Origin of the sequence: Planktothrix pseudagardhii, assembly GCF_904830925.1 — a bacterium.
In the GTDB taxonomy this organism is placed as follows: Bacteria; Cyanobacteriota; Cyanobacteriia; order Cyanobacteriales; family Microcoleaceae; genus Planktothrix; species Planktothrix tepida.
On the sequence record NZ_LR882967.1, the window covers coordinates 6,014,343 to 6,032,582 of the forward strand.

General features: G+C 37.7%; 16 protein-coding genes. 8 read left to right on the plus strand and 8 right to left on the minus strand.

Annotated elements, in window-relative coordinates:
- Positions 1-274 precede the first annotated feature (274 nt).
- From NMK36_RS26080 to NMK36_RS26105, 6 genes are all read left to right on the plus strand, one after another.
- A complete protein-coding gene (locus NMK36_RS26080) occupies positions 275-982 on the plus strand; it encodes a hypothetical protein (protein WP_254174987.1) in 708 nt (235 codons plus the stop codon).
- Positions 983-1,022: 40 nt separating this feature from the next.
- Positions 1,023-1,250, plus strand: coding sequence for a hypothetical protein (locus NMK36_RS26085; protein WP_254174988.1), 228 nt, complete (start codon positions 1,023-1,025; stop codon positions 1,248-1,250).
- A 52-nt stretch (positions 1,251-1,302) separates the two neighbouring features.
- Positions 1,303-2,415: an IS630 family transposase gene (locus NMK36_RS26090; protein WP_254172743.1), complete on the plus strand. Its 1,113-nt coding sequence runs from the start codon at positions 1,303-1,305 to the stop codon at positions 2,413-2,415.
- 77 nt (positions 2,416-2,492) lie between these two features.
- Positions 2,493-3,092 (plus strand): hypothetical protein, encoded by a 600-nt coding sequence (locus NMK36_RS26095; RefSeq protein WP_254174989.1) that lies wholly within the window; start codon positions 2,493-2,495, stop codon positions 3,090-3,092.
- 23 nt (positions 3,093-3,115) lie between these two features.
- Positions 3,116-4,564, plus strand: coding sequence for a DUF1802 family protein (locus NMK36_RS26100; RefSeq protein WP_254174990.1), 1,449 nt, complete (start codon positions 3,116-3,118; stop codon positions 4,562-4,564).
- A 53-nt stretch (positions 4,565-4,617) separates the two neighbouring features.
- Positions 4,618-5,229 (plus strand): cyclin-dependent kinase inhibitor 3 family protein, encoded by a 612-nt coding sequence (locus NMK36_RS26105; protein WP_254174991.1) that lies wholly within the window; start codon positions 4,618-4,620, stop codon positions 5,227-5,229.
- Between the two features lie 67 nt (positions 5,230-5,296).
- Here the strand turns inward: NMK36_RS26105 and arfB are convergent, their stop codons facing one another.
- From arfB to NMK36_RS26125, 4 genes are all read right to left on the minus strand, one after another.
- Complete coding sequence (gene arfB, locus NMK36_RS26110) at positions 5,297-5,713, minus strand: alternative ribosome rescue aminoacyl-tRNA hydrolase ArfB (RefSeq protein WP_254174992.1); 417 nt, start codon at positions 5,711-5,713, stop codon at positions 5,297-5,299.
- 80 nt (positions 5,714-5,793) lie between these two features.
- On the minus strand, positions 5,794-8,337 hold the full coding sequence (locus NMK36_RS26115; protein ID WP_254174993.1) for a hypothetical protein: 2,544 nt from the start codon (positions 8,335-8,337) through the stop codon (positions 5,794-5,796).
- Between the two features lie 109 nt (positions 8,338-8,446).
- The gene (locus tag NMK36_RS26120; RefSeq protein ID WP_072717810.1) at positions 8,447-8,653 is read right to left on the minus strand and encodes a hypothetical protein; all 207 of its coding nucleotides are present in this window, start codon (positions 8,651-8,653) and stop codon (positions 8,447-8,449) included.
- Positions 8,654-8,833: 180 nt separating this feature from the next.
- On the minus strand, positions 8,834-10,051 hold the full coding sequence (locus NMK36_RS26125; protein WP_072717809.1) for a glycosyltransferase family 4 protein: 1,218 nt from the start codon (positions 10,049-10,051) through the stop codon (positions 8,834-8,836).
- Positions 10,052-10,090: 39 nt separating this feature from the next.
- Here NMK36_RS26125 and NMK36_RS26130 point away from each other — a divergent pair, with 39 nt between their 5' ends.
- Positions 10,091-10,231, plus strand: a complete 141-nt coding sequence (locus tag NMK36_RS26130; RefSeq protein ID WP_254174994.1) for a hypothetical protein — start codon at positions 10,091-10,093, stop codon at positions 10,229-10,231.
- A gap of 314 nt (positions 10,232-10,545) precedes the next feature.
- Here the strand turns inward: NMK36_RS26130 and NMK36_RS26135 are convergent, their stop codons facing one another.
- The 4 genes from NMK36_RS26135 to NMK36_RS26150 form a co-directional block, all read right to left on the minus strand.
- The gene (locus NMK36_RS26135; RefSeq protein ID WP_254174995.1) at positions 10,546-13,020 is read right to left on the minus strand and encodes an ATP-dependent Clp protease ATP-binding subunit; all 2,475 of its coding nucleotides are present in this window, start codon (positions 13,018-13,020) and stop codon (positions 10,546-10,548) included.
- A 505-nt stretch (positions 13,021-13,525) separates the two neighbouring features.
- A complete protein-coding gene (locus NMK36_RS26140; RefSeq protein ID WP_072717807.1) occupies positions 13,526-14,134 on the minus strand; it encodes a hypothetical protein in 609 nt (202 codons plus the stop codon).
- An 80-nt stretch (positions 14,135-14,214) separates the two neighbouring features.
- A complete protein-coding gene (locus NMK36_RS26145) occupies positions 14,215-14,595 on the minus strand; it encodes a DUF1823 family protein (RefSeq protein ID WP_072717806.1) in 381 nt (126 codons plus the stop codon).
- 187 nt (positions 14,596-14,782) lie between these two features.
- Positions 14,783-16,555 (minus strand): choice-of-anchor I family protein, encoded by a 1,773-nt coding sequence (locus tag NMK36_RS26150; RefSeq protein WP_072717805.1) that lies wholly within the window; start codon positions 16,553-16,555, stop codon positions 14,783-14,785.
- A 706-nt stretch (positions 16,556-17,261) separates the two neighbouring features.
- On the opposite strand from NMK36_RS26150, the gene NMK36_RS26155 reads away from it, so the two are divergent.
- Positions 17,262-18,203 carry a phosphate/phosphite/phosphonate ABC transporter substrate-binding protein gene (locus NMK36_RS26155; protein WP_072717804.1) on the plus strand — a complete coding sequence of 314 codons (942 nt, stop codon included), beginning with the start codon at positions 17,262-17,264 and terminating at the stop codon, positions 18,201-18,203.
- The last annotated feature ends 37 nt before the right edge of the window (positions 18,204-18,240 follow it).

The following is an 18,240-nucleotide window of genomic DNA, read 5'->3' on the forward strand; positions in this document are numbered from 1 at the left end:
TTAAGAGGGAACAGGGAACAGGGAACAGGGAACAGGGAACAGGCAATAGGCAATAGGCAATAGGCAATAGGGAATGGGCAATGGGGAACAGGGAACAGGGAACAGGGAATAGGCAATAGGCAATGGGGAAATTAAAATTAACCTTGGTATCAAAATTTTTTAAACTTTACAAGAATATACGGATCACCACTCATTAAAATGAACATTTAAGCTTTTAATTGAGCCTGATTTGATGTAGAATTTAAGCGGATTATTCAATACTGTCATCGATAATATGTCATCAATACCTTCTATAGATGCTTCTAATTCCGTTTCTTCTACAACTGAAACGATTGAAACGACTCGTTTCCTGTTGACATTATGGGCCATGAGTTGTAAAGATGGCGAAGTCAAAAAAAGTGAATTGACCAGTAAAGTTAAGCAAAAACGCAAAGGGAAAAAGGTTGGTGTTTCTCAAAGTCTTTACGACGAACTAAAAGCGGCGGATGTGATCAAAATTTATAAGCGAAATCAAATCCCGATGGTATCGCTTACCGATACGGGAAAACAACAGTTAATCGCGGCGTTAACAAATCCTGACTTTGTTTTTGATGCAACTGTTGTGGCGTCTCGGTTAGCCAATGGGTTAATTGAGTTAATTCGAGAATTTCATCAAGGGGGAATTCCGGCTACATCCGTTAAACAAGCTGTTATTGCTTCTTATGAGGAGTTTAAAGCGATCGCCCTTCAGGTGTATGATCAATTAAATAAAGATTATAACTTAAATGATTTAGTCCCAATTTATCGCATCCGACGGACTATCGGTGAGCAGGTTAGTCGTTCTCAGTTCAATGAATGGATGTTAGAAATGCAAGCTAATGATATTTTTCAATTGCTTGGGGGAGAGGTTTTGAACCCGACAAGAGATCAACTTGAAGACTCGATCCTTCCTCCGGTTGGAAATTTACGCTTTTTTGTCCAACGTTTAACCGTTGAAAGTTAATCTCAAGCCATTTAATTGCTGTTACTCACCCTTAACTCTTATGAATACTTCATCTTACTCTACCCAAGAAGAACTCAAAACAGCCATTGCCAGTTATAACCCTTTTAGTCGAGTTGCTATTGATAATGTTAATAGTATTCGGAAAGAAGAACCCTTTTTAAAATCTCTCAATGCTTCTATCTTTGAGAAAGTTATAGATTTTATCCGTCAGGTTAAACACAGTTCTGATGGTAAAGATAAAGTTGCAACCTTAGTGATAAGCTGTTAAGCATCTAAATAGGGTATAATGAAAAACCAAGTTTAGAAAAATCAATCAAAAGATGCCTGCTAAAAATCATTTAAATGAAAAGCAAGTAGAGAAACTACAGAAAAGATTGAAAGAGGAAGAAAATGGACAAATCCGAGAAAGAATCTTGATTTTATTATTGCTAAATGATGGTAAAAAGCAAAGTGAAATTGCCAAGTTTTTGGGCTGCTCATTAAACAAAGTATGTTATTGGTGTGTACATGGAGACCCTGACAAATTAGAAAGCCTAAAAGATGAAAGAATGAAAGGAAATTATAGAAAAGCCACAGACAAATATATAGAGATATTATTAGAAACAGTAGAAAAAGAACCGGAAGAATTAGGATATGAATTTGGGAGATGGACAGGAGAAAGATTGGCAACTTATTTAGAACAAATCACAGGAATCAAATTAAGTAGTTCACAAGTGAGAAAGATATTAAAGGAAAAAAAGTATGTTTATTTGTGGGCAAAGTATAGCTTAGAAGAGAAAAGAGATCCAGAAAAAAGAAAATTATTTAAAGATAAAATAGAAGAATATTTGAAAATAGCAAAAGAAAGTCCAGAACAATTACAGGTATGGTTTTGGGATGAAAGTGGATTTAATTTAAGAGTGATAAAAAGAAAGAATTGGTGTAAAAAAGGGAAGAGGAAACAGATTAGAGGAGACAGGAGGAAAGGAAGAGTTAATGTGATGGGAGGATTGAGGTACTCGGATAAAAAAAGATTTGTAGAATTTCTGGATAAAGGAAATGCAGATAATTTTTATCAAGTGTTAAAAAGTTTTTATCAAGAGCTAATTTATGAATGGGTATTAGCGGGAAATCAAGCAGAAGAATTTGTAGAAAAAGGAGCTAAGATCCTGATTATTCTTGACAATGCAAGTTTTCACAAAAAAGAAGAGTACCTAGAAAAAATTAAAGCAGAAATGCCGAATGTCTATTTAGAATTTCTTCCAGCATATAGTCCAGATTATAATTTAATTGAATTAGTCTGGCATTCAGCTAAAGAATATATAGCTCATCGACTCTTTAAATCAGTTGATGAGCTAGAGTGTTTATTACATCAGCTTTTAAATGAAGGACAGTTATCTATTAAATGGGGACGTAAACTTAAAAACAAAGGTAATGCTATAATCACAGTTTAAATACACAACAGCTTATTACCGATTATTTAGAAGACAATGATTTTCTAGCGAATACGTTAAAATTCGGTTTTGAGCAGTTGATTAATCAACCCTTAGAAGGGGTCACTGCAAGTGGAGAAAAGTTAAAAAAAGTGATCATTGAGTCTGTAGAAAGTATTGATAATAAATGGGTAAAATTTAAGCTTAATGGAATTGAAAATGAAAGCAAAAGGTTTATAATCGGTGTTGCAGTTATCCAAAATAGAAATGCTGCTCCGGTTAAAGCAGGTTTGAAAGAATTAGTTAATTATTCTAAATTCGGATTAACTCGTGGCTGTATGGTCAGAAGTCCTGATAAGAAAATCGGCAAAAGTACCCTAGCTTATCAACATTTAGAAAAATTAACAACTCAACTCGGAGGAGAGCAAGCACCTTTACACGCTGAAGAAATTAAACCTTTAATCGAAATCTATTCAATTTATCAAAATTGTCAGAGTTTCGGATTAACTGAGGAACAAGTTAAGGAATTTTCTCTAGGAGAAATCGCAGATAATCCCTTATTGCAAGAAATCCTTAGTGATCCTTCTGGTAAAATTGATGAAGAAACTGTGGATGGTAACGAATTAATTTTGCTTTTTGATCAATTTTTTGATCAAGAAGAACAATGTGATGAAGATATTAATGATTTATTGAGTTAATCAACATTAATCGAGTAAAGCTGATGTTTTTTAAACAAGCTCTCTGTTTACCTGCTCCCGAAGTTTTAGCGTTAACTCAAGGTAGAATGATTGTAGTTTTACCGTCACTCTTTCTTGGAACTGGTCAACCTTTTTTTCTATATCCTGCTGAAACTTCAGGTGTAGCTATTTCCTTGGAAAACATTTATCGTTCTAGCTTTTTACCTGATGCTAAAATAGCATTAAGTCAAGCTCAAAATGCTCCCATTTTAATTAAAGCTTGGGCTAAATGTGAACTTTGTCATCGCCTCTATGATCATCCAGAGTTATTAGAAAAATTAGCTCAATTAACCATCTGGACAGGAGAAGGACTAAGAGCAAAAATTGAGGAAAAAAATCTTAAAAATTTAGCTTATTTACGAGTTTATAAACTTCCTGAACCTATTGAAATAGAACCGATTGCAGAAAATTCGGCTAAAATTGGTAAATTTTTAGGTTTGTCTATTTCTGCAAATGTTAGTGAATCTATCCCTATTTTAGATGATATAACATTTGCTGAACGTCTAGCATCTATTAAAAACCTTGAACCGCCTAAACATCCTGAATTAGAAGAATTAGAAACTGCGATCGCCCAATTAACGCTAACCCATCCTGATGCACAATTCCTAAAAGATAAAATTCAAACCTTTTTAGGTTGGCAACCTGTAAAACCTCGTCCAATTCCTGAAAACTTAAACTGGATTTATACCATTAATGAATTAGGAACAGCAACCGAAGGAGGAAATTATGAAAAAGGTACAGCCTTTGAAAAAATTGTCCATCAAAGTTTAAATTTTTTAGGCTTTGAGCTTGACCAAAATGCTCAAGGTGGCGCAGGGGGAATGGATTTATATTGTACAAAACCCTATCCAATGGTGGGAGAATGTAAAGCCGGAAAAAGTATTCCTGATTCCACCGCAGAACAACTTTATAGAATTGGCGTTAGACATTTAGGAACAGAAACCTATCAAAAAGCCGTTAAATTAATTATTGGGCCAGGTAAACCCACAAGCTATTTAGAAAAATCTGCACAACAATCTACCATTAGTATTATTAGTTCTATGACATTAGAAAAACTCGTTAAACTCGAAGCTCAATATCCCGGTTCAGTTAACTTAATTGAACTCAAAAACTATTTACAAGGAGGTCAAATAGATGATAAAATAGATGAATATATTAAAATCGTGTTTAATCGTTTAAAATTGCGATCGCAGATTATTAAAGCAATTAAAGAGTTAAACACTCACAACAGTTCAAGCTTAAACTTACCTACTCAAAACTGTTCCGTAGTAGAAGTTAGAGTTCAACATAACGCTAAATATGAGCCTAAGCTCAATGATAATACTGTGCGAGATTTACTGATTGAACTGTCTTCACCCCTAACAGGTTACTTAGGACGCACTGAAGATGATCGCTTTTACTTCCTCAGAGAACTCACAGTAGACCAAACCTGATGTTTTGATTAAAATTCGTAAAGCAGTTTGACGTCAAATTTATTGACATAACTATGAATTACGCCAGAACATCGAATAATTTCCCGATTAACGTTGATTTTCTCCCCCCTGACGTCATACCCTTTACTGGAAAAATCGGCATGACCTACGCCCCCGGAAAATCCCATCAAGGAATGCACGTTCTCTGGGATCGCAGCTTATATCATGACCTAGACCGTCTACGCTATTTTTATCACACCGATGTTTTGGTATCCCTCATTGAACCCCACGAATTTCATAAAGTCCAAATTCCCACCCTATTTCCCGAAGCCGAAGCCAGAGGAATGGAAACAATTTGGTTCCCCATTCCTGACCTGAAAGTTCCCACCTCAATGGAAGGCGTCATTAACCTCATCCCCCAAATTCTCAACCGAGCTAAAGCAGGTAAAACCGTTGTTGTTCACTGTATGGGGGGATTTGGACGCACGGGAACTATTATGTCTTGCTGTTTAGTGACGTTAGGTTATACTCCAGAAAATGCGATCGCCATTGTTCGCCATACCCGTGAATATTGCGTTGAAACCAGCGAACAAGAAGAATATGTCAGCCTATTTTCCCAAGCGTGGAATCAGTTATCAGTAGAGACGTGCCATGGCGCGTCTGTACCAGTTATCAGTTATCAGTAAATAACTGAGATTTTAACGACGATGTTACGCGCTAATTTCTGGGTTTTTTGTAACCCTAAATCTACTCTCACTCTGCATCGACTTTTCCGCGCATCATTTTTAAGTGCGATCGCTTGGTTTTACTATCCATCCGCTTTCTTTGGGAACTGCGAGTGGGTTTACTGGGTTTGCGAGGTTTAGGAATAGCGATCGCACTTTTAATTAAGGTTTGAAGTCGTTGTAATGCTTCTTCTCGATTCTGTTCTTGAGTACGGTGTTCTTGAGCTTTGATCACGATCACCCCTTCTTTAGTAATCCGTTGATCATTAATCTTTAATACTCGCTGTTTGTAATGTTCAGGTAATGAAGAAGCCATAATATTAAAGCGCAGATGAATTGCACTAGCAACCTTATTAACATTTTGTCCCCCTGCACCCTGAGAACGAACTGCACTCATTTCAATTTCATTCTCTGGGATACTTACCGTTTTAGAAATTTCTAGCATAGTTTATCAATGATTTTAGAAAGAAATAGTAGTGTTTTTGAAGTAACAACAATATTGCACTAAGGCTAAAGTGAAGATTATTATAGTATTGGGATATAATCAAGACTAGGTTGTTGCATTTCCATATATTCAATAATTCCTTCTATCCCTTTTTCTAAAAAATCATCTGGAAGGGTTTTATAAATCACTATAATTACTAACTCCCTCAAAATTGAAGAAACAATATTTTCAAATCTATTCATCAATCTTTCATATGCAGGAGTATGCTCAACTCCATCATGAATCAGAGGATTTCTAACAAAAGTGTATAAGTCTTCAATATCTTCTCTTATCCATATGCGTGCTTGTTTATATTGATATTTAGTTCCTGGTTCCAGTAAATTTTCAATTCCTAATTCAAAGAGCGACACTCGATAAGGAACAACTTGTTTTATTTTTATATTTTTGCTAGAAACAGCTTCTGTAGAAAATAAAATTTCTATAACTGTCCAATATAGTCGAAATCGTTCGGACAAACGCTCTGAAAAATATCCTTGTCTAAATAGCTTGATGCAGTGTACAATATTAAGTGCAAGCCTACCTAATACATCCCCAGATTTCGTTCTATCTATCAATATTTTAACGAGACGAGATGGAATTTCTAAATACTTTCTTGTTTCCTCACTTAAAGTGTAATTGCAAGTTCTTCCTCTTTTGAGAAGTAGAGGTTGAATCACCCATCCAGAATTAGAATTAGCAAATGTATTATTAAATTCTTTTTTACAAAAAGCTCTGACTAGAGACTGCTCTACGAGAGGTTCAACTTTATATTGATGTCCATGATTTGTTAAAAACCATTGAGTTTCCATTGCATCAGTTAATTTAGTAATAGCTATCTTCAAAGCTTGTAAAGAGTCCCCAGCTTTAATACCTTTAAATGATGCACAGGCAGTTGCGTTCTTAAACTCAATAATTATAGGGCCTCCTTCAACTGATGAAGTTGCTTCCATTGAAATAAATTTTAGAATTTCTGGTGAAATAAACTTAATTTCATAAATTTCACTCAAGGAATCTGCTAAGTCATGAAACAAGGCTTGATGAGAGTTTTTAATAACATTAATACCAACTACGGGGAAAAGAATACTCCATGAATAATCCATCATAAACTTTTCATCTAAGCTAAGGCATATTTCATTATTAAAATCTTGTTTTTTAAATAGCTCATTAACTGCATTACTAAAATCATCAAATAAAAAACTTGTACCCGCTAGAAAATGACGAGATACTTCAATAAGTATATTTGAAGAATTATTCTCAAAAAAATTATTTTCAAAATTTTTTTTGGCAGATTCTAATTCTGCTTTTTGTTTGAAAGCTATTTGCTTTGCAACATCAAGAAAAATATCACTTAAATTTTTTCTTATATGTGCTAAACTACCAATACATTTCAAAGCCAAAACTTGAGAAAATTGATTGAATATATCATCTATTGAAATGGGGAGACTATCTATAGAAATTTCACGGTAATCATCTAAGTATTGAATATTATTCCTAAGAAAATCTATATATGTATTTTTAAGAATATCTATATATTCTCTGGAGCCAGGTTCAATATTTTTCGGTAGGTTTATAGTTTTATCAATATCTTTATTAATAATTGTATTATAAATTTTACAGACTATTTTATAAACAATTTTTTGCATATGTTTTTGTTTATTATCAACTTTTTCAATAAAGCTTAAGAATAAATGTATCTCCAAATTTTCAGTTAATGTTTTTTTAAAAAAATCAAAAATACTCGAAATCCCTTCTTTTGAAAAAGATGGATTTTTATCAATATAATCAAATATTAGAATGTTCCTAACTCTTAATGCAATTTTATAAATAGGTCTATCAATATAAAGTAGAATTTCTGGCTGATTTTCTAATAAAACAATATACTTTTTTGTTGGGTTTTCTAGCTTAAGCTTACGTTCACCATATAAACTCTGTAAAACAGGGTGAATATATTCTCTAAACTGAGAGTCAATTGTCTTCAAGCTTTCTTCAGAATTATCCTGATTAATATTATTAGATATAAAAACAGTTTTCTGCTTTTGAAGCTGAATAGACTGAATCCCTTCATCTACTCTATCAGCATAATATTTTGCCTCATCAGCAATCTCTGGTATTTCCGCAAAAAACTCATCAATTGTTCTTACTTGAGCGACTTGTTTTATGAAAGGATTGTCTTGATGTGGAGAAAGTTTATATTGTTCTTCTTCCATAAACCGATCTAGTAGTTCTTCTAAAACTACAGAAGTTGTATCATCTGGAATTTTATTTAAAATATCTATTACTAATTCTGATTCTGTGAAAGGATTTGCAATTTTAGAAAAAGATGAAGCCAATTTCCTAAATAATAAAAGCTTCCTGGTAGAATTAACAAGTGGATCACTAATCTCTTTTTTGTTATCAAATTCTTTAATTGTCTTTATATTATTCCAAACCTTATTTTCCCGAAGAATAATTTCTAATTTTTTATCTATTATGTTTTCCTGCTCCTTGGCTAATCTATTTAGCAGCCCGATAGAAACTGCTAGAAAGATTTTTTCCTGTATTTGAGCAATCCATTCATGGTATGGATGGTTAGTCTGTGATGACACATTTAGTCTGTAGTTTGATTTCAGCATTTCTCGAACATTATCACTAACTATTTCTTAGTATAGTCTTTGAAAAGGCTTTCTTACAAATTTCTTTGTTTACCGAGAGATTTTACTCAAACTGCTGTTCTTCACTAACACCCATGCAAATTCCTAGAGATAAAGCATCAAACGTGGCAATTAGTTTTTGATTGCGGGCGATCGCATATTGCGTAACATAACCTTCATAAGCCCGATCTTGCCCCTCCTTATTGTTGGGTCTATCTGTTTTTGGTTTCGCGTTTTTACTAAACCCTACTGTCGGGGCGAAGTGATCCAAAGTCCGTCAACAATCGCGCCAAAAGCCTTGAAATAAATTTCAGGCTAAAAGCTCAAACCCGTTAAAACGGGTTAAGAAAGACAGGTATTTAGTTATCTTTAGATCACTTTAGCTTTCAGCCCGAACTTTAGTTCAGGGCATTATAACTGAGTAAGGGCGGGAAAACCCCGCCCCTACGGATTAAACAACATGGCTGAATTCTAAACGTTGTTCTTGAACCAAATCTCGATAGAGATGTTCTAATTGAGTAATATTTTGGCTGAGGGTATAACGTTCTAAAACCCGTTGACGGGCTTTTTGACCGACAATGGGAATCATTTCAGGATGATCTCGTAACAACGGTAATAAGGTTCGCAGTTGGGACGTAACGCCTTGAGTCTTCATAATAATTCCAGCGCCGCCTTCCATGACTTCCCCATCGGCCCCCGCATCCGTCGCCACACAAGCCGTCCCACAGGACATCGCCTCTAATAACGAAATCGATAACCCTTCCACCATCGACGGTAACACAAACACATCCGCCCCCCGCAGAATTTCAATCCGTCGGTCTTCATCTCCCACGAACCCAAACCAGATAATCCCCTCTTCTCCGTTATAAGAGGCTTGTAACGAAGCTTCTAACGGCCCATCACCGACGATCACTAAGAGACAACCTGGCCCCATTTCCGACTTTTTCCAAGCTTTGAGCAGGGACTCTACATTTTTTTCCGTTGCTAAACGGCCTTGATAAACGAAAACCCGGTCTGCACCCAATTCTTCCTTAAACCGGGATGGCCCTGGAGAATATTTCTCCACATCTACGCCATTAGGAATCACAGCAACCCGATGTTTCGCGACTCCCAAACGGTTGAGCATTTCCCGTTGGACTTGGGAAAAGACAATTACACGGTCATAGTTCGCCAAAAACGGCGCGTAGATTTGATACGTTAAATGTTGGGTTCCCGATTTGATATTGCGTAATTTGTGGTCAAAAGGGGTGTGAAATGTCGCTACTAAAGGAATATTCAGTTCTGCACAAATTTCAGGTAAAACGAAATCTAACGGTGAAAGGGTCAGGGACGCATGAACAATATCCGGTTTCAACCGTTGTAGAGACTCCGTTAGGACTTTGCTGGAACTGAGGGTGGGAATTGTATAAACTTGGGACTTATACAGACAAGGCAAAGACACCTCCTGAGTCATGGGGAAGGGTGTCACCTTACTATTTTTGTCCCGTGTAGAAATTTTCCAACTGCCATTTTCCAGTTGCCATTCAGGGGTGCGGTCATTCGTTGCTTCATGGGCAAAGTGCAGAAAGCTGACTCGATGGCCCCGGTCTAACAGGGCGTTCGTGATTTCCCTAGAATAAGTAACGTTACCGCAAAAGGGTGATTTTTTTCCAAGCCAAGCAATGTGCATTCAAGTGATTTGGAATTTCTTAGAATTTGTTTGTTGAGCATGACTTTACCACGATTACCGCTTTCTGTCCGCAATATTAGTGGAACTCATCAGATGGCTCACGTTATTGGGGCAAGTTGGCATCGGAATGTAGGCTGTGGAGTGACTGAGCGGGGGAGAGAGGAAATTGAAGACAATTAAATTTTAGATGTACAATAGCTTATTCAATTTATTGTAACGATAGAATAACCTAAAAATATAAGTTTTGGGATTCATCGGTTTACAGGGGATTTTTTTAACTTTACAAAAATATGGCAGACAATCAAAAAGATATTTGGGATAAAGCCGGAGTGATTGGTAATCTCGTTTCTGCTGCACTTATTGCGGGTATTGGCATGGTGATTAATAGTTACCAATCCTGATTTAATTTATAAAATTTCTCAATGGAATTTACGAGAAAAGAAAAAGAAAGAAAAACCCATCCTACTCAGTAAAATGGGTTTTCCTCAAAGGAATTATGAGTGAGTAATAGCGTATTCACTCATTGAATTTAGGGCTTGTTCTCCGGGTAAAATAATAACTTTCCCGTCAGCATCTAAGTCAACCAAGGCGCTATCCCCATCTTTAAGGGTTCCGGCTAATAATGCTTCTGCTAAAACATCTTCTAACAGATTCATAATCGCCCGACGTAACGGTCTTGCGCCATACTTGGGATCAAAACCAACATTAACTAAATGTTCCTTAAACCGTTCACTCACCGTTAAGGTAATCTCCCGTTCAGTTAACCGAGCTAAGAGTTCTCGCAATAAGATATCTGCAATTTCCTTAACTTCAGATTTCTGTAATTGACGGAAGACAATAATTTCATCCAAACGGTTGAGGAATTCAGGACGGAAATATTGTTTCAGTTCCTCATTGACTAAGTTACGAATGCGGTTATATTGTTGATCTTCTTCCGAAGCTGACCACTCAAATCCTAAACCGCCGCCGCCTTTTTCAATCACCTTAGACCCGACGTTAGAGGTCATGATAATTAAGGTGTTTTTGAAACTGACAACGCGACCTTTAGCATCGGTTAATCGTCCATCTTCTAAGATTTGTAATAACAAATTGAAGACATCCGGGTGGGCTTTTTCAATTTCATCAAATAACACCACCGTATAGGGACGACGACGCACCGCTTCGGTTAATTGTCCGCCTTCATCATAACCGACAAACCCTGGGGGAGAACCGATTAATTTAGATACCGTATGTCGTTCCATATATTCCGACATATCTAAACGAATCATCGCTTCTTCTGACCCAAAGAAATAGGCAGCTAAGGCTTTTGTTAATTCCGTTTTTCCGACTCCTGTAGGGCCAGAAAAAATGAAACTGGCAATGGGTCGATTGGGATTTTTTAACCCCACACGAGCCCGACGAATGGCGCGAGAAACGGCATTGACGGCTTCATGTTGACCAATTAATCGTTGATGTAAAATATCTTCCAACTTCAATAATTTAACCGATTCAGATTCCGTTAATTTATTGACTGGAATTCCTGTCCAAGCCGCTAACACATCGGCGATATCTTCTTCGGTAACAATTAAAGACCCAGAAGCAGAATTGACTTTTTCACTGGGGGTTTCCAGTTTGTCTTTAATTTCTAATTCGCGATCGCGCAATTGGCTGGCTTTATCGAAATCTTGCAGCTTCACCGCCGTTTCTTTTTCTGCAATAACTTTCGTTAATTCCCGTTTTAATTCCCGCAATTCAGGGGGAACTTTAGAATTCATCACCCGAACTCGTGAACCCGCTTCATCAATTAAATCAATGGCTTTATCGGGTAAAAAGCGATCGCTAATATAGCGGTCGGATAAAGTCGCGGCGGCATACAAGGCTTGATCAGAAATGGTTAATTGATGGTGTTGTTCATAGGCACGACGCAACCCAAACAAAATTTCAACGGTTTCTTCAACAGAGGGTTCACCCACCATCACCGGTTGAAACCGACGTTCTAAGGCTGCATCCCGTTCAATATATTTGCGATATTCATCCAGGGTCGTCGCCCCCAAACATTGCAACTCACCCCGCGCTAAAGCTGGTTTCAGCATATTGGACGCATCCATTGTGCCTTCAATGGCCCCTGCACCCACCATTGTATGAAGTTCATCGATGACTAAAATAATATTTCCGGCGGTGCGAATTTCTTCAACAATGGTTTTTAGCCGTTCTTCAAATTCACCCCGGAAACGGGTTCCCGCCACTAAGGTTCCCATGCTCAAGCTGATCACTTGTTTATTTTCCAGCACATCGGGAACATCATTATTGACAATGCGTTGAGCCAAGCCTTCCGCAATGGCTGTTTTCCCAACGCCGGGTTCCCCAACTAACACAGGGTTATTTTTCGTCCGCCGACCGAGAATTTGGATCACCCGCTCAATTTCCCGTTCCCGACCGATCATTGGATCGAGTTTACCTTCGGCGGCTAATTGTGTTAAGTTCGTGCCAAATTCATCTAAGGTGGCTGTTTTAGCAGAACCCCGACGACCGCTTCCTGCGGCGGAAACCGTTGTTTCCTCCCCTAAAGCTTTAATAACTTCGGTACGCAGTTGAGAACGGTCAACGCCCAGATTTTCTAGGACTTTGGCGGCAACGCCTTCGTTATCCTGCAATAATCCTAATAACAGATGTTCTGGGCCAATATAGTTATTCCCCATTTGGCGAGCTTCTTTCATCGCCATTTCAAAGATGCGTTTCGCCCTAGGGGTAAAGGGAATTTCAACCGGGACAAAACCTGATCCCCGACCAATCATGGCTTCAACTTCTTTCTGTACGTCGCGCAGGACTAACCCTTGGGCTACCAGTATTTTAGCGGCTACATTGCTGCCTTCGCTAATTAAACCGACTAACAGTTGTTCGGTTCCCACAAAGTTATGTCCCAGGCGTCGCGCTTCTTCCTGAGATAACATCACCGCCTTAATTGCTTTATCAGAAAAATATTCAAACATTCTCTGTGCTCACTCCCGTATAACGTTTGCTTTTTATGGAGTTGTCATCCCTCTGGCGAGAGTGATGATAGGTTTTAAGATCCAGATGTAAACTTTTGTTTAGATACTATACCTAATTTATCGTTATCGGGTTGAAAGTGTAGTGAGGACAGCCGTAATTTTTGGACGGGGGGATGAGGGGACAAGGGGACGGGGGGATGAGGGGACAAGGGGACGGGGGGATGAGGGGACAAGGGGACAAGGGGACAAGGGGACGGGGGGATGAGGGGACGGGGGGACGGGTGAACGAGGGGACGGGGAGAGATGGGGGAGATGGGGGAGATGGGGTAAGGGAGAAAAGATATTTTGTTAAGCTGATCAGAAATTTGGGATACAAATTAAATAGGACTGCTATAGGGAACTCCACCTCTAACCCTTATCTATAGCAAGATTGTCTATAGCAAGATTGCCTATTCCCCATTCGTAATTCGTAATTCGTAATTCGTAATTCGTAATTCCCTCCCTATTAATTTTTTAAATCTTCGGTAAAATCAACTCCTGTACCTTTGCCATACATACCATCGGGAACACCATCCGCATTTGAATCAAATAAGTTGGCTCCGGCTTGAAAATAACATTGTAAAGAGACTTTTTGATCTTCTGAAACTAAAATATTAATATCACCGCCATAAGTCCCACATTCAAAACTCATGCGTTCGACTTGTTCGGTATTTCGATTTAAAATAGCTTGAATTTGGGGATCATCGCTCGAAATTTTTACCCCAAATTGTTGTTCATAACCTGGTAAGGGAAGAATCCCTAATGGTAGTCCGGGTCGTTCTCCATTTTCTACTTTCGCTTCCCAACAACTTAAATAAACAACTTTCTGTTGGTCGGAATTAGAGTTTACTGATAACCCTAAGAGTTGAGGAGGTAAACAGTCCTTTTGATAACTTTGGGTTTTTTCTGAAAAGTTAGACTGTAGAATTTTCCAGAGGGTTTCACACGATTCAGGTTCACAATTTCCGATAATTTTTCTTTCGGGTTCAGCTAAAGTGGGAAGACTTAAGATTAAACTGATTCCTCCGGTTATAAGAGATAGGCTTAAACGTTTTGAGCCGTTGAATCTTTGCATTTTTGATGGGGTAATTTAAACAAATAGGGAAGTATTAACTCCCCTATTTTATCAAGATTTTAACTTTTTTAATCTGGTTTTTAGATTAATTTCATAATTCTCATTTGAGATAATAACCAATTTGCCATCGTTGCTCGTCGGGTATGTCGGGGAGTAAATTCTCCAATTTTATAACCTTTAAAACCCAATGTTTCCTTTAACATTTGTTTATTTTCAGCAGGGATAGAACGAGTTAATTTTATTGTTGCTGGACGACTTTCAATAAAATCAGGAGGTTCTGGATAGTCTTGTTTCCAATGAGGATCAGCATTTGTTCCATCCCATTGATCGGTTTCAGGATTATATTGATATCCTAAATAATACCAAACCAATTGATTAACCATTGTATCATCAATTTCTTCGTTGATAATTGCCCAAATGGTATCAGAAGTCAAGGGGGGAAGTTCAAGAAATTGAGCCATGATAAGACAGTTTGATTTTTAGACTGTAAGTTTAATCTATTGATATATTATTAGGATAGAGGGGCGATCGCAATTGTCTGGGTTAGTAGAGGGAAATTTTTGAACCCTGGATTGAGAAAATCCCTATTCCTGATGAAATAGGGATTGAGGTAAAACTTAGATATTTAATGAATGAACATTCAAAATTTTAAGCGAGAGTTCCTGAACGTTTGCGTTTGAGGAATAATCCACCTAAAACACCGGAAGTTAATAATCCTACAATCGTTCCAGGCTCAGGAACAACTGCATTAATGGTTGTAGTTCCACTGACTTCATTGGCGGTAACAATTAAAGGTTGACCTGTAGGACTATCCTTAGCTGAAATAAACAAGACACCTTCTGTACCCAAATCGCCAACGGCTAATAATTGTTCAGGGGTAGGTGCCGGATCACCGTCTGCATTAACATCAAAAGCAACATTAAAGTTGCGATTATTAGAATAGTTAACAAAGGAAGGTTTTAACGGGTTTGTAATATCATAAATCATCACGCCACTGATTCGTTCTAAACCAATAAACGCATAGGTACGATTCTGAATTTTGCCAATCGTTATCCCTTCTGGTTCAGGCCCTTTAGCATCACTGCGACTGTCAAAATCATTGACTGAATTATCAGCATTGAAAAACTTGGGATATAAATCGGCTGTAATTTTTTCAAACTGATTACCACTATCAAAGACTAAATTACCTTCCTCATCCAAAATGGAAAAACTACGACCCCCAAAGGTATAAAGTTCGTCAAAGTCTCCATCCCCATCCGTATCTCCCTGTTGATTCGTTACAATCAAACGACCTAAATTTTCTTTTTTTTGTAATTGTGCGGCATTGGGGAAAGCAGTGGGATCAAGTTTTAAATCTGCCACTCGGACTTCTTCACTAAACCCATCTTCATCAATACTAGAACCTTCATTGGCAATAACTACATAGTTTTTCCCACCCACCTGATAGGATTTTGCCTCATCAGGCTGATAAAATCCGTAGAGATTAGAATAGTTTTTAATATTAATAGCCTTATCTCTATCGCTGACATCTAAACTGTTTTGAGGTAGGCTATAATCCTTGACTCCTAATCCAACAATCTTGGTAAATTCTTCTGTTACCAGATCTAATAAACCCAAAGCATTATTTTCTTGGAATGTCACCCAAGCTTTCTTTCCATTTTTAGAAACAGTAATATATTCAGGTTCTAGGGACTGAGCAACGGTGATGCCATCGGGCCCAAAAATTCGGACACTTTCACCGAGTTGATCATGTTTTGAACCGCCAACGTTGAAATCTGTTAAACCAATAAATTTTTGGGTTGGACTTTCCCCCAAAAAGAGTTTTTCTAAGTCGATTAAACTCACAGAACCTTCTGGGTTAACATTCGTTACATAGTTAGCTTCGCCTTCATTGGCTACTAATACTTTTTTACCATCCGGGGTAAAGGTTAAAGCATCGGGTAACGAACCAACCTGTACAGAAGATTTTTCTAAAGTGCCATTAAATAAAGTTCCATCAGGATTAAAAAAAAGGATGCTTCCAGGCGCTTGAGTATCGACATTTTTAACAGCAACAGCAAATAAACTTGTATTTTGATATTTCGTTTGACCTACACTTAAAACGGTTCCAAAGCTAGGATCAAACTGAGTGACATCAATACTTTGCTTCAGGAAAGGATTGGTTGGATCTTGAATATTAAGAATATCAATAGAATTTGTACTTTGATTCGTAACAAACAAATTAGCTGATTTAGGATCAAAGGCAGAGATTAATGAAGCACCATCATCAAAAATCCCTGTTGAGTAGGTTCCTAATTTTTTTAATTCAAAAGCCATTGTCGGCGTAGCCATCAAACCGAATACAAAAGTTGAGGGAATTACTAAATTGAGCCAGCCTTGTGTCTTAATGAAACTGATGCTTTGACCCTGATTGTTTAACATAAAGCCATTGTCTCCTGATATTAATTTTTGTACGACTAATGTTCATTTGCCCTGATCAAAACCGGTTTAAACTCTAAGATTTAAGCCATTTTTCCTAAAATTAGCTGATTTAACACCACAAAGGAAAAAATAAAGAACCCAAAATTTTAAGATTTTGTTGGCTATATTTTGGGAGAATATCCTTATCACTTCTCAAAACTCCTTACTTCAGTGCAGGTGAGAATCTGTTGTCAGGAGTTAGGGTGTATCCTAAGCCTTGAATAAGGGCAACTCACAAGGAATTTTAGAACATTAATTTTTGGAAATATAGGGAATTTTTACATGGCTTCCCGAAAAAGACAAGTTTTTATCAGAGAAAATACGGATATTTTTACAGAATCTTTAAAAAAGTGCTTCAGAATTTCGATTATCCCCTGTAAATTTTCGGAATCATGACTCCGTACTAATACAGACAATGGGTTCAGATTTTGTTAAGATCACGGATAAGTTGCAATTTCAGGACAGACCTCTGTTCGAGATTTCTCTGATCACACCTGAAAATCATCATGGCATGATTCGAGCAATTCAGGACTAAGCCTCCAAAGTTCGGCTTTTGGCATCTACCCCAGGGTCAAAATTGGTCTATTGAACTCCGGTGCAATCGTCAACAAATTAAGAAATACAGAGAACTTCCCCCTACCCCATCTCCTTGAGAGAATCATAGATAATGTTGCATAAAATTTTGGGAAACCTCTTACTTGTAAGTGTTGTCAGCCTAATGGTGGGTTGCACTCAGACTTCACCAACTCCCTCGGCGACGACACCAACAACTACCCCTACTCCCACGGGTACAAAAACCCTTGTGATTGGGGATGTAACGAACCAACCCGCTAAAAAAATTACCCGCTATCAACCTTTGGCAGACTACTTAGCAGCACGCTTATCTCAATTTGGGATTGGGATGGGGGAGGTCAAAGTAGCGCCAGATGTGGGAACAATGGCAGAATTTCTCAAGTCGGGTCAAGTCGATCTCTACTTTGATAGTCCCTATCCAGCCATGATTGCGACTAACAAATCAGGTGCTCAAGCTATTTTGAGGCGTTGGAAGGGGGGAGATCCAACTTATCACACGATTATTTTTGCCTTAAAAGATCGTGGGATTGAACGCTCCGAAGATTTGCAGGGAAAAATGATGGCTTTTGATGATGTCACTTCAACTTCTGGATTTGTTTTACCCTTTGTTTATCTTAAGGAAACTGGTTTAAAACTGAAGGAAAAAGACTCTGCTACCGATGAGGTAGCGAGTGATGAAGTGGGGTATGTGTTTAGTAAAGATGATCAAAATAATATTCAATGGGTGATTAGCGGTAAAGTCGATGCAGCAGCAGTTGATTATCGCAGTTATTTAGAAATTCCCGAAGAAAGTCGCAATGCAATGGTAATTTTAGGGGAAACTGAGGAAGTAGCCAGACACGTTGTTTTAGTTCGATCCGGTTTACCCCCTGAACAGGTGGAAGCCATTAAGCAGATCATGCTAGACATGGATAAAACCCCGGAAGGAAAGGCTGTCTTAGAACAGTTTGAGGAAACGGCAAAGTTTGACACGTTCCCGACTCAAAAGGACATCGCCAGAATGCAAGAGTTATATGAACAAGTTCAAAACAGGTGAGTTGGATGCTCCCATTCCGACACAAACGATTATCACT

Excerpts from the sequence above, each read along its gene's own strand:
- NMK36_RS26155 (WP_072717804.1), top strand. The coding sequence starts at position 17,262 with ATGTTGCATAAAATTTTGGGAAACCTCTTACTTGTAAGTGTTGTCAGC.
- NMK36_RS26090 (WP_254172743.1), top strand. The coding sequence starts at position 1,303 with ATGCCTGCTAAAAATCATTTAAATGAAAAGCAAGTAGAGAAACTACAG.
- NMK36_RS26085 (WP_254174988.1), top strand. The coding sequence starts at position 1,023 with ATGAATACTTCATCTTACTCTACCCAAGAAGAACTCAAAACAGCCATT.
- NMK36_RS26145 (WP_072717806.1), bottom strand. The coding sequence starts at position 14,595 with ATGGCTCAATTTCTTGAACTTCCCCCCTTGACTTCTGATACCATTTGG.
- NMK36_RS26100 (WP_254174990.1), top strand. The coding sequence starts at position 3,116 with ATGTTTTTTAAACAAGCTCTCTGTTTACCTGCTCCCGAAGTTTTAGCG.
- NMK36_RS26125 (WP_072717809.1), bottom strand. The coding sequence starts at position 10,051 with ATGCACATTGCTTGGCTTGGAAAAAAATCACCCTTTTGCGGTAACGTT.
- NMK36_RS26080 (WP_254174987.1), top strand. The coding sequence starts at position 275 with ATGTCATCAATACCTTCTATAGATGCTTCTAATTCCGTTTCTTCTACA.
- arfB (WP_254174992.1), bottom strand. The coding sequence starts at position 5,713 with ATGCTAGAAATTTCTAAAACGGTAAGTATCCCAGAGAATGAAATTGAA.
- NMK36_RS26130 (WP_254174994.1), top strand. The coding sequence starts at position 10,091 with ATGACTTTACCACGATTACCGCTTTCTGTCCGCAATATTAGTGGAACT.
- NMK36_RS26140 (WP_072717807.1), bottom strand. The coding sequence starts at position 14,134 with ATGCAAAGATTCAACGGCTCAAAACGTTTAAGCCTATCTCTTATAACC.
- NMK36_RS26150 (WP_072717805.1), bottom strand. The coding sequence starts at position 16,555 with ATGTTAAACAATCAGGGTCAAAGCATCAGTTTCATTAAGACACAAGGC.
- NMK36_RS26135 (WP_254174995.1), bottom strand. The coding sequence starts at position 13,020 with ATGTTTGAATATTTTTCTGATAAAGCAATTAAGGCGGTGATGTTATCT.
- NMK36_RS26105 (WP_254174991.1), top strand. The coding sequence starts at position 4,618 with ATGAATTACGCCAGAACATCGAATAATTTCCCGATTAACGTTGATTTT.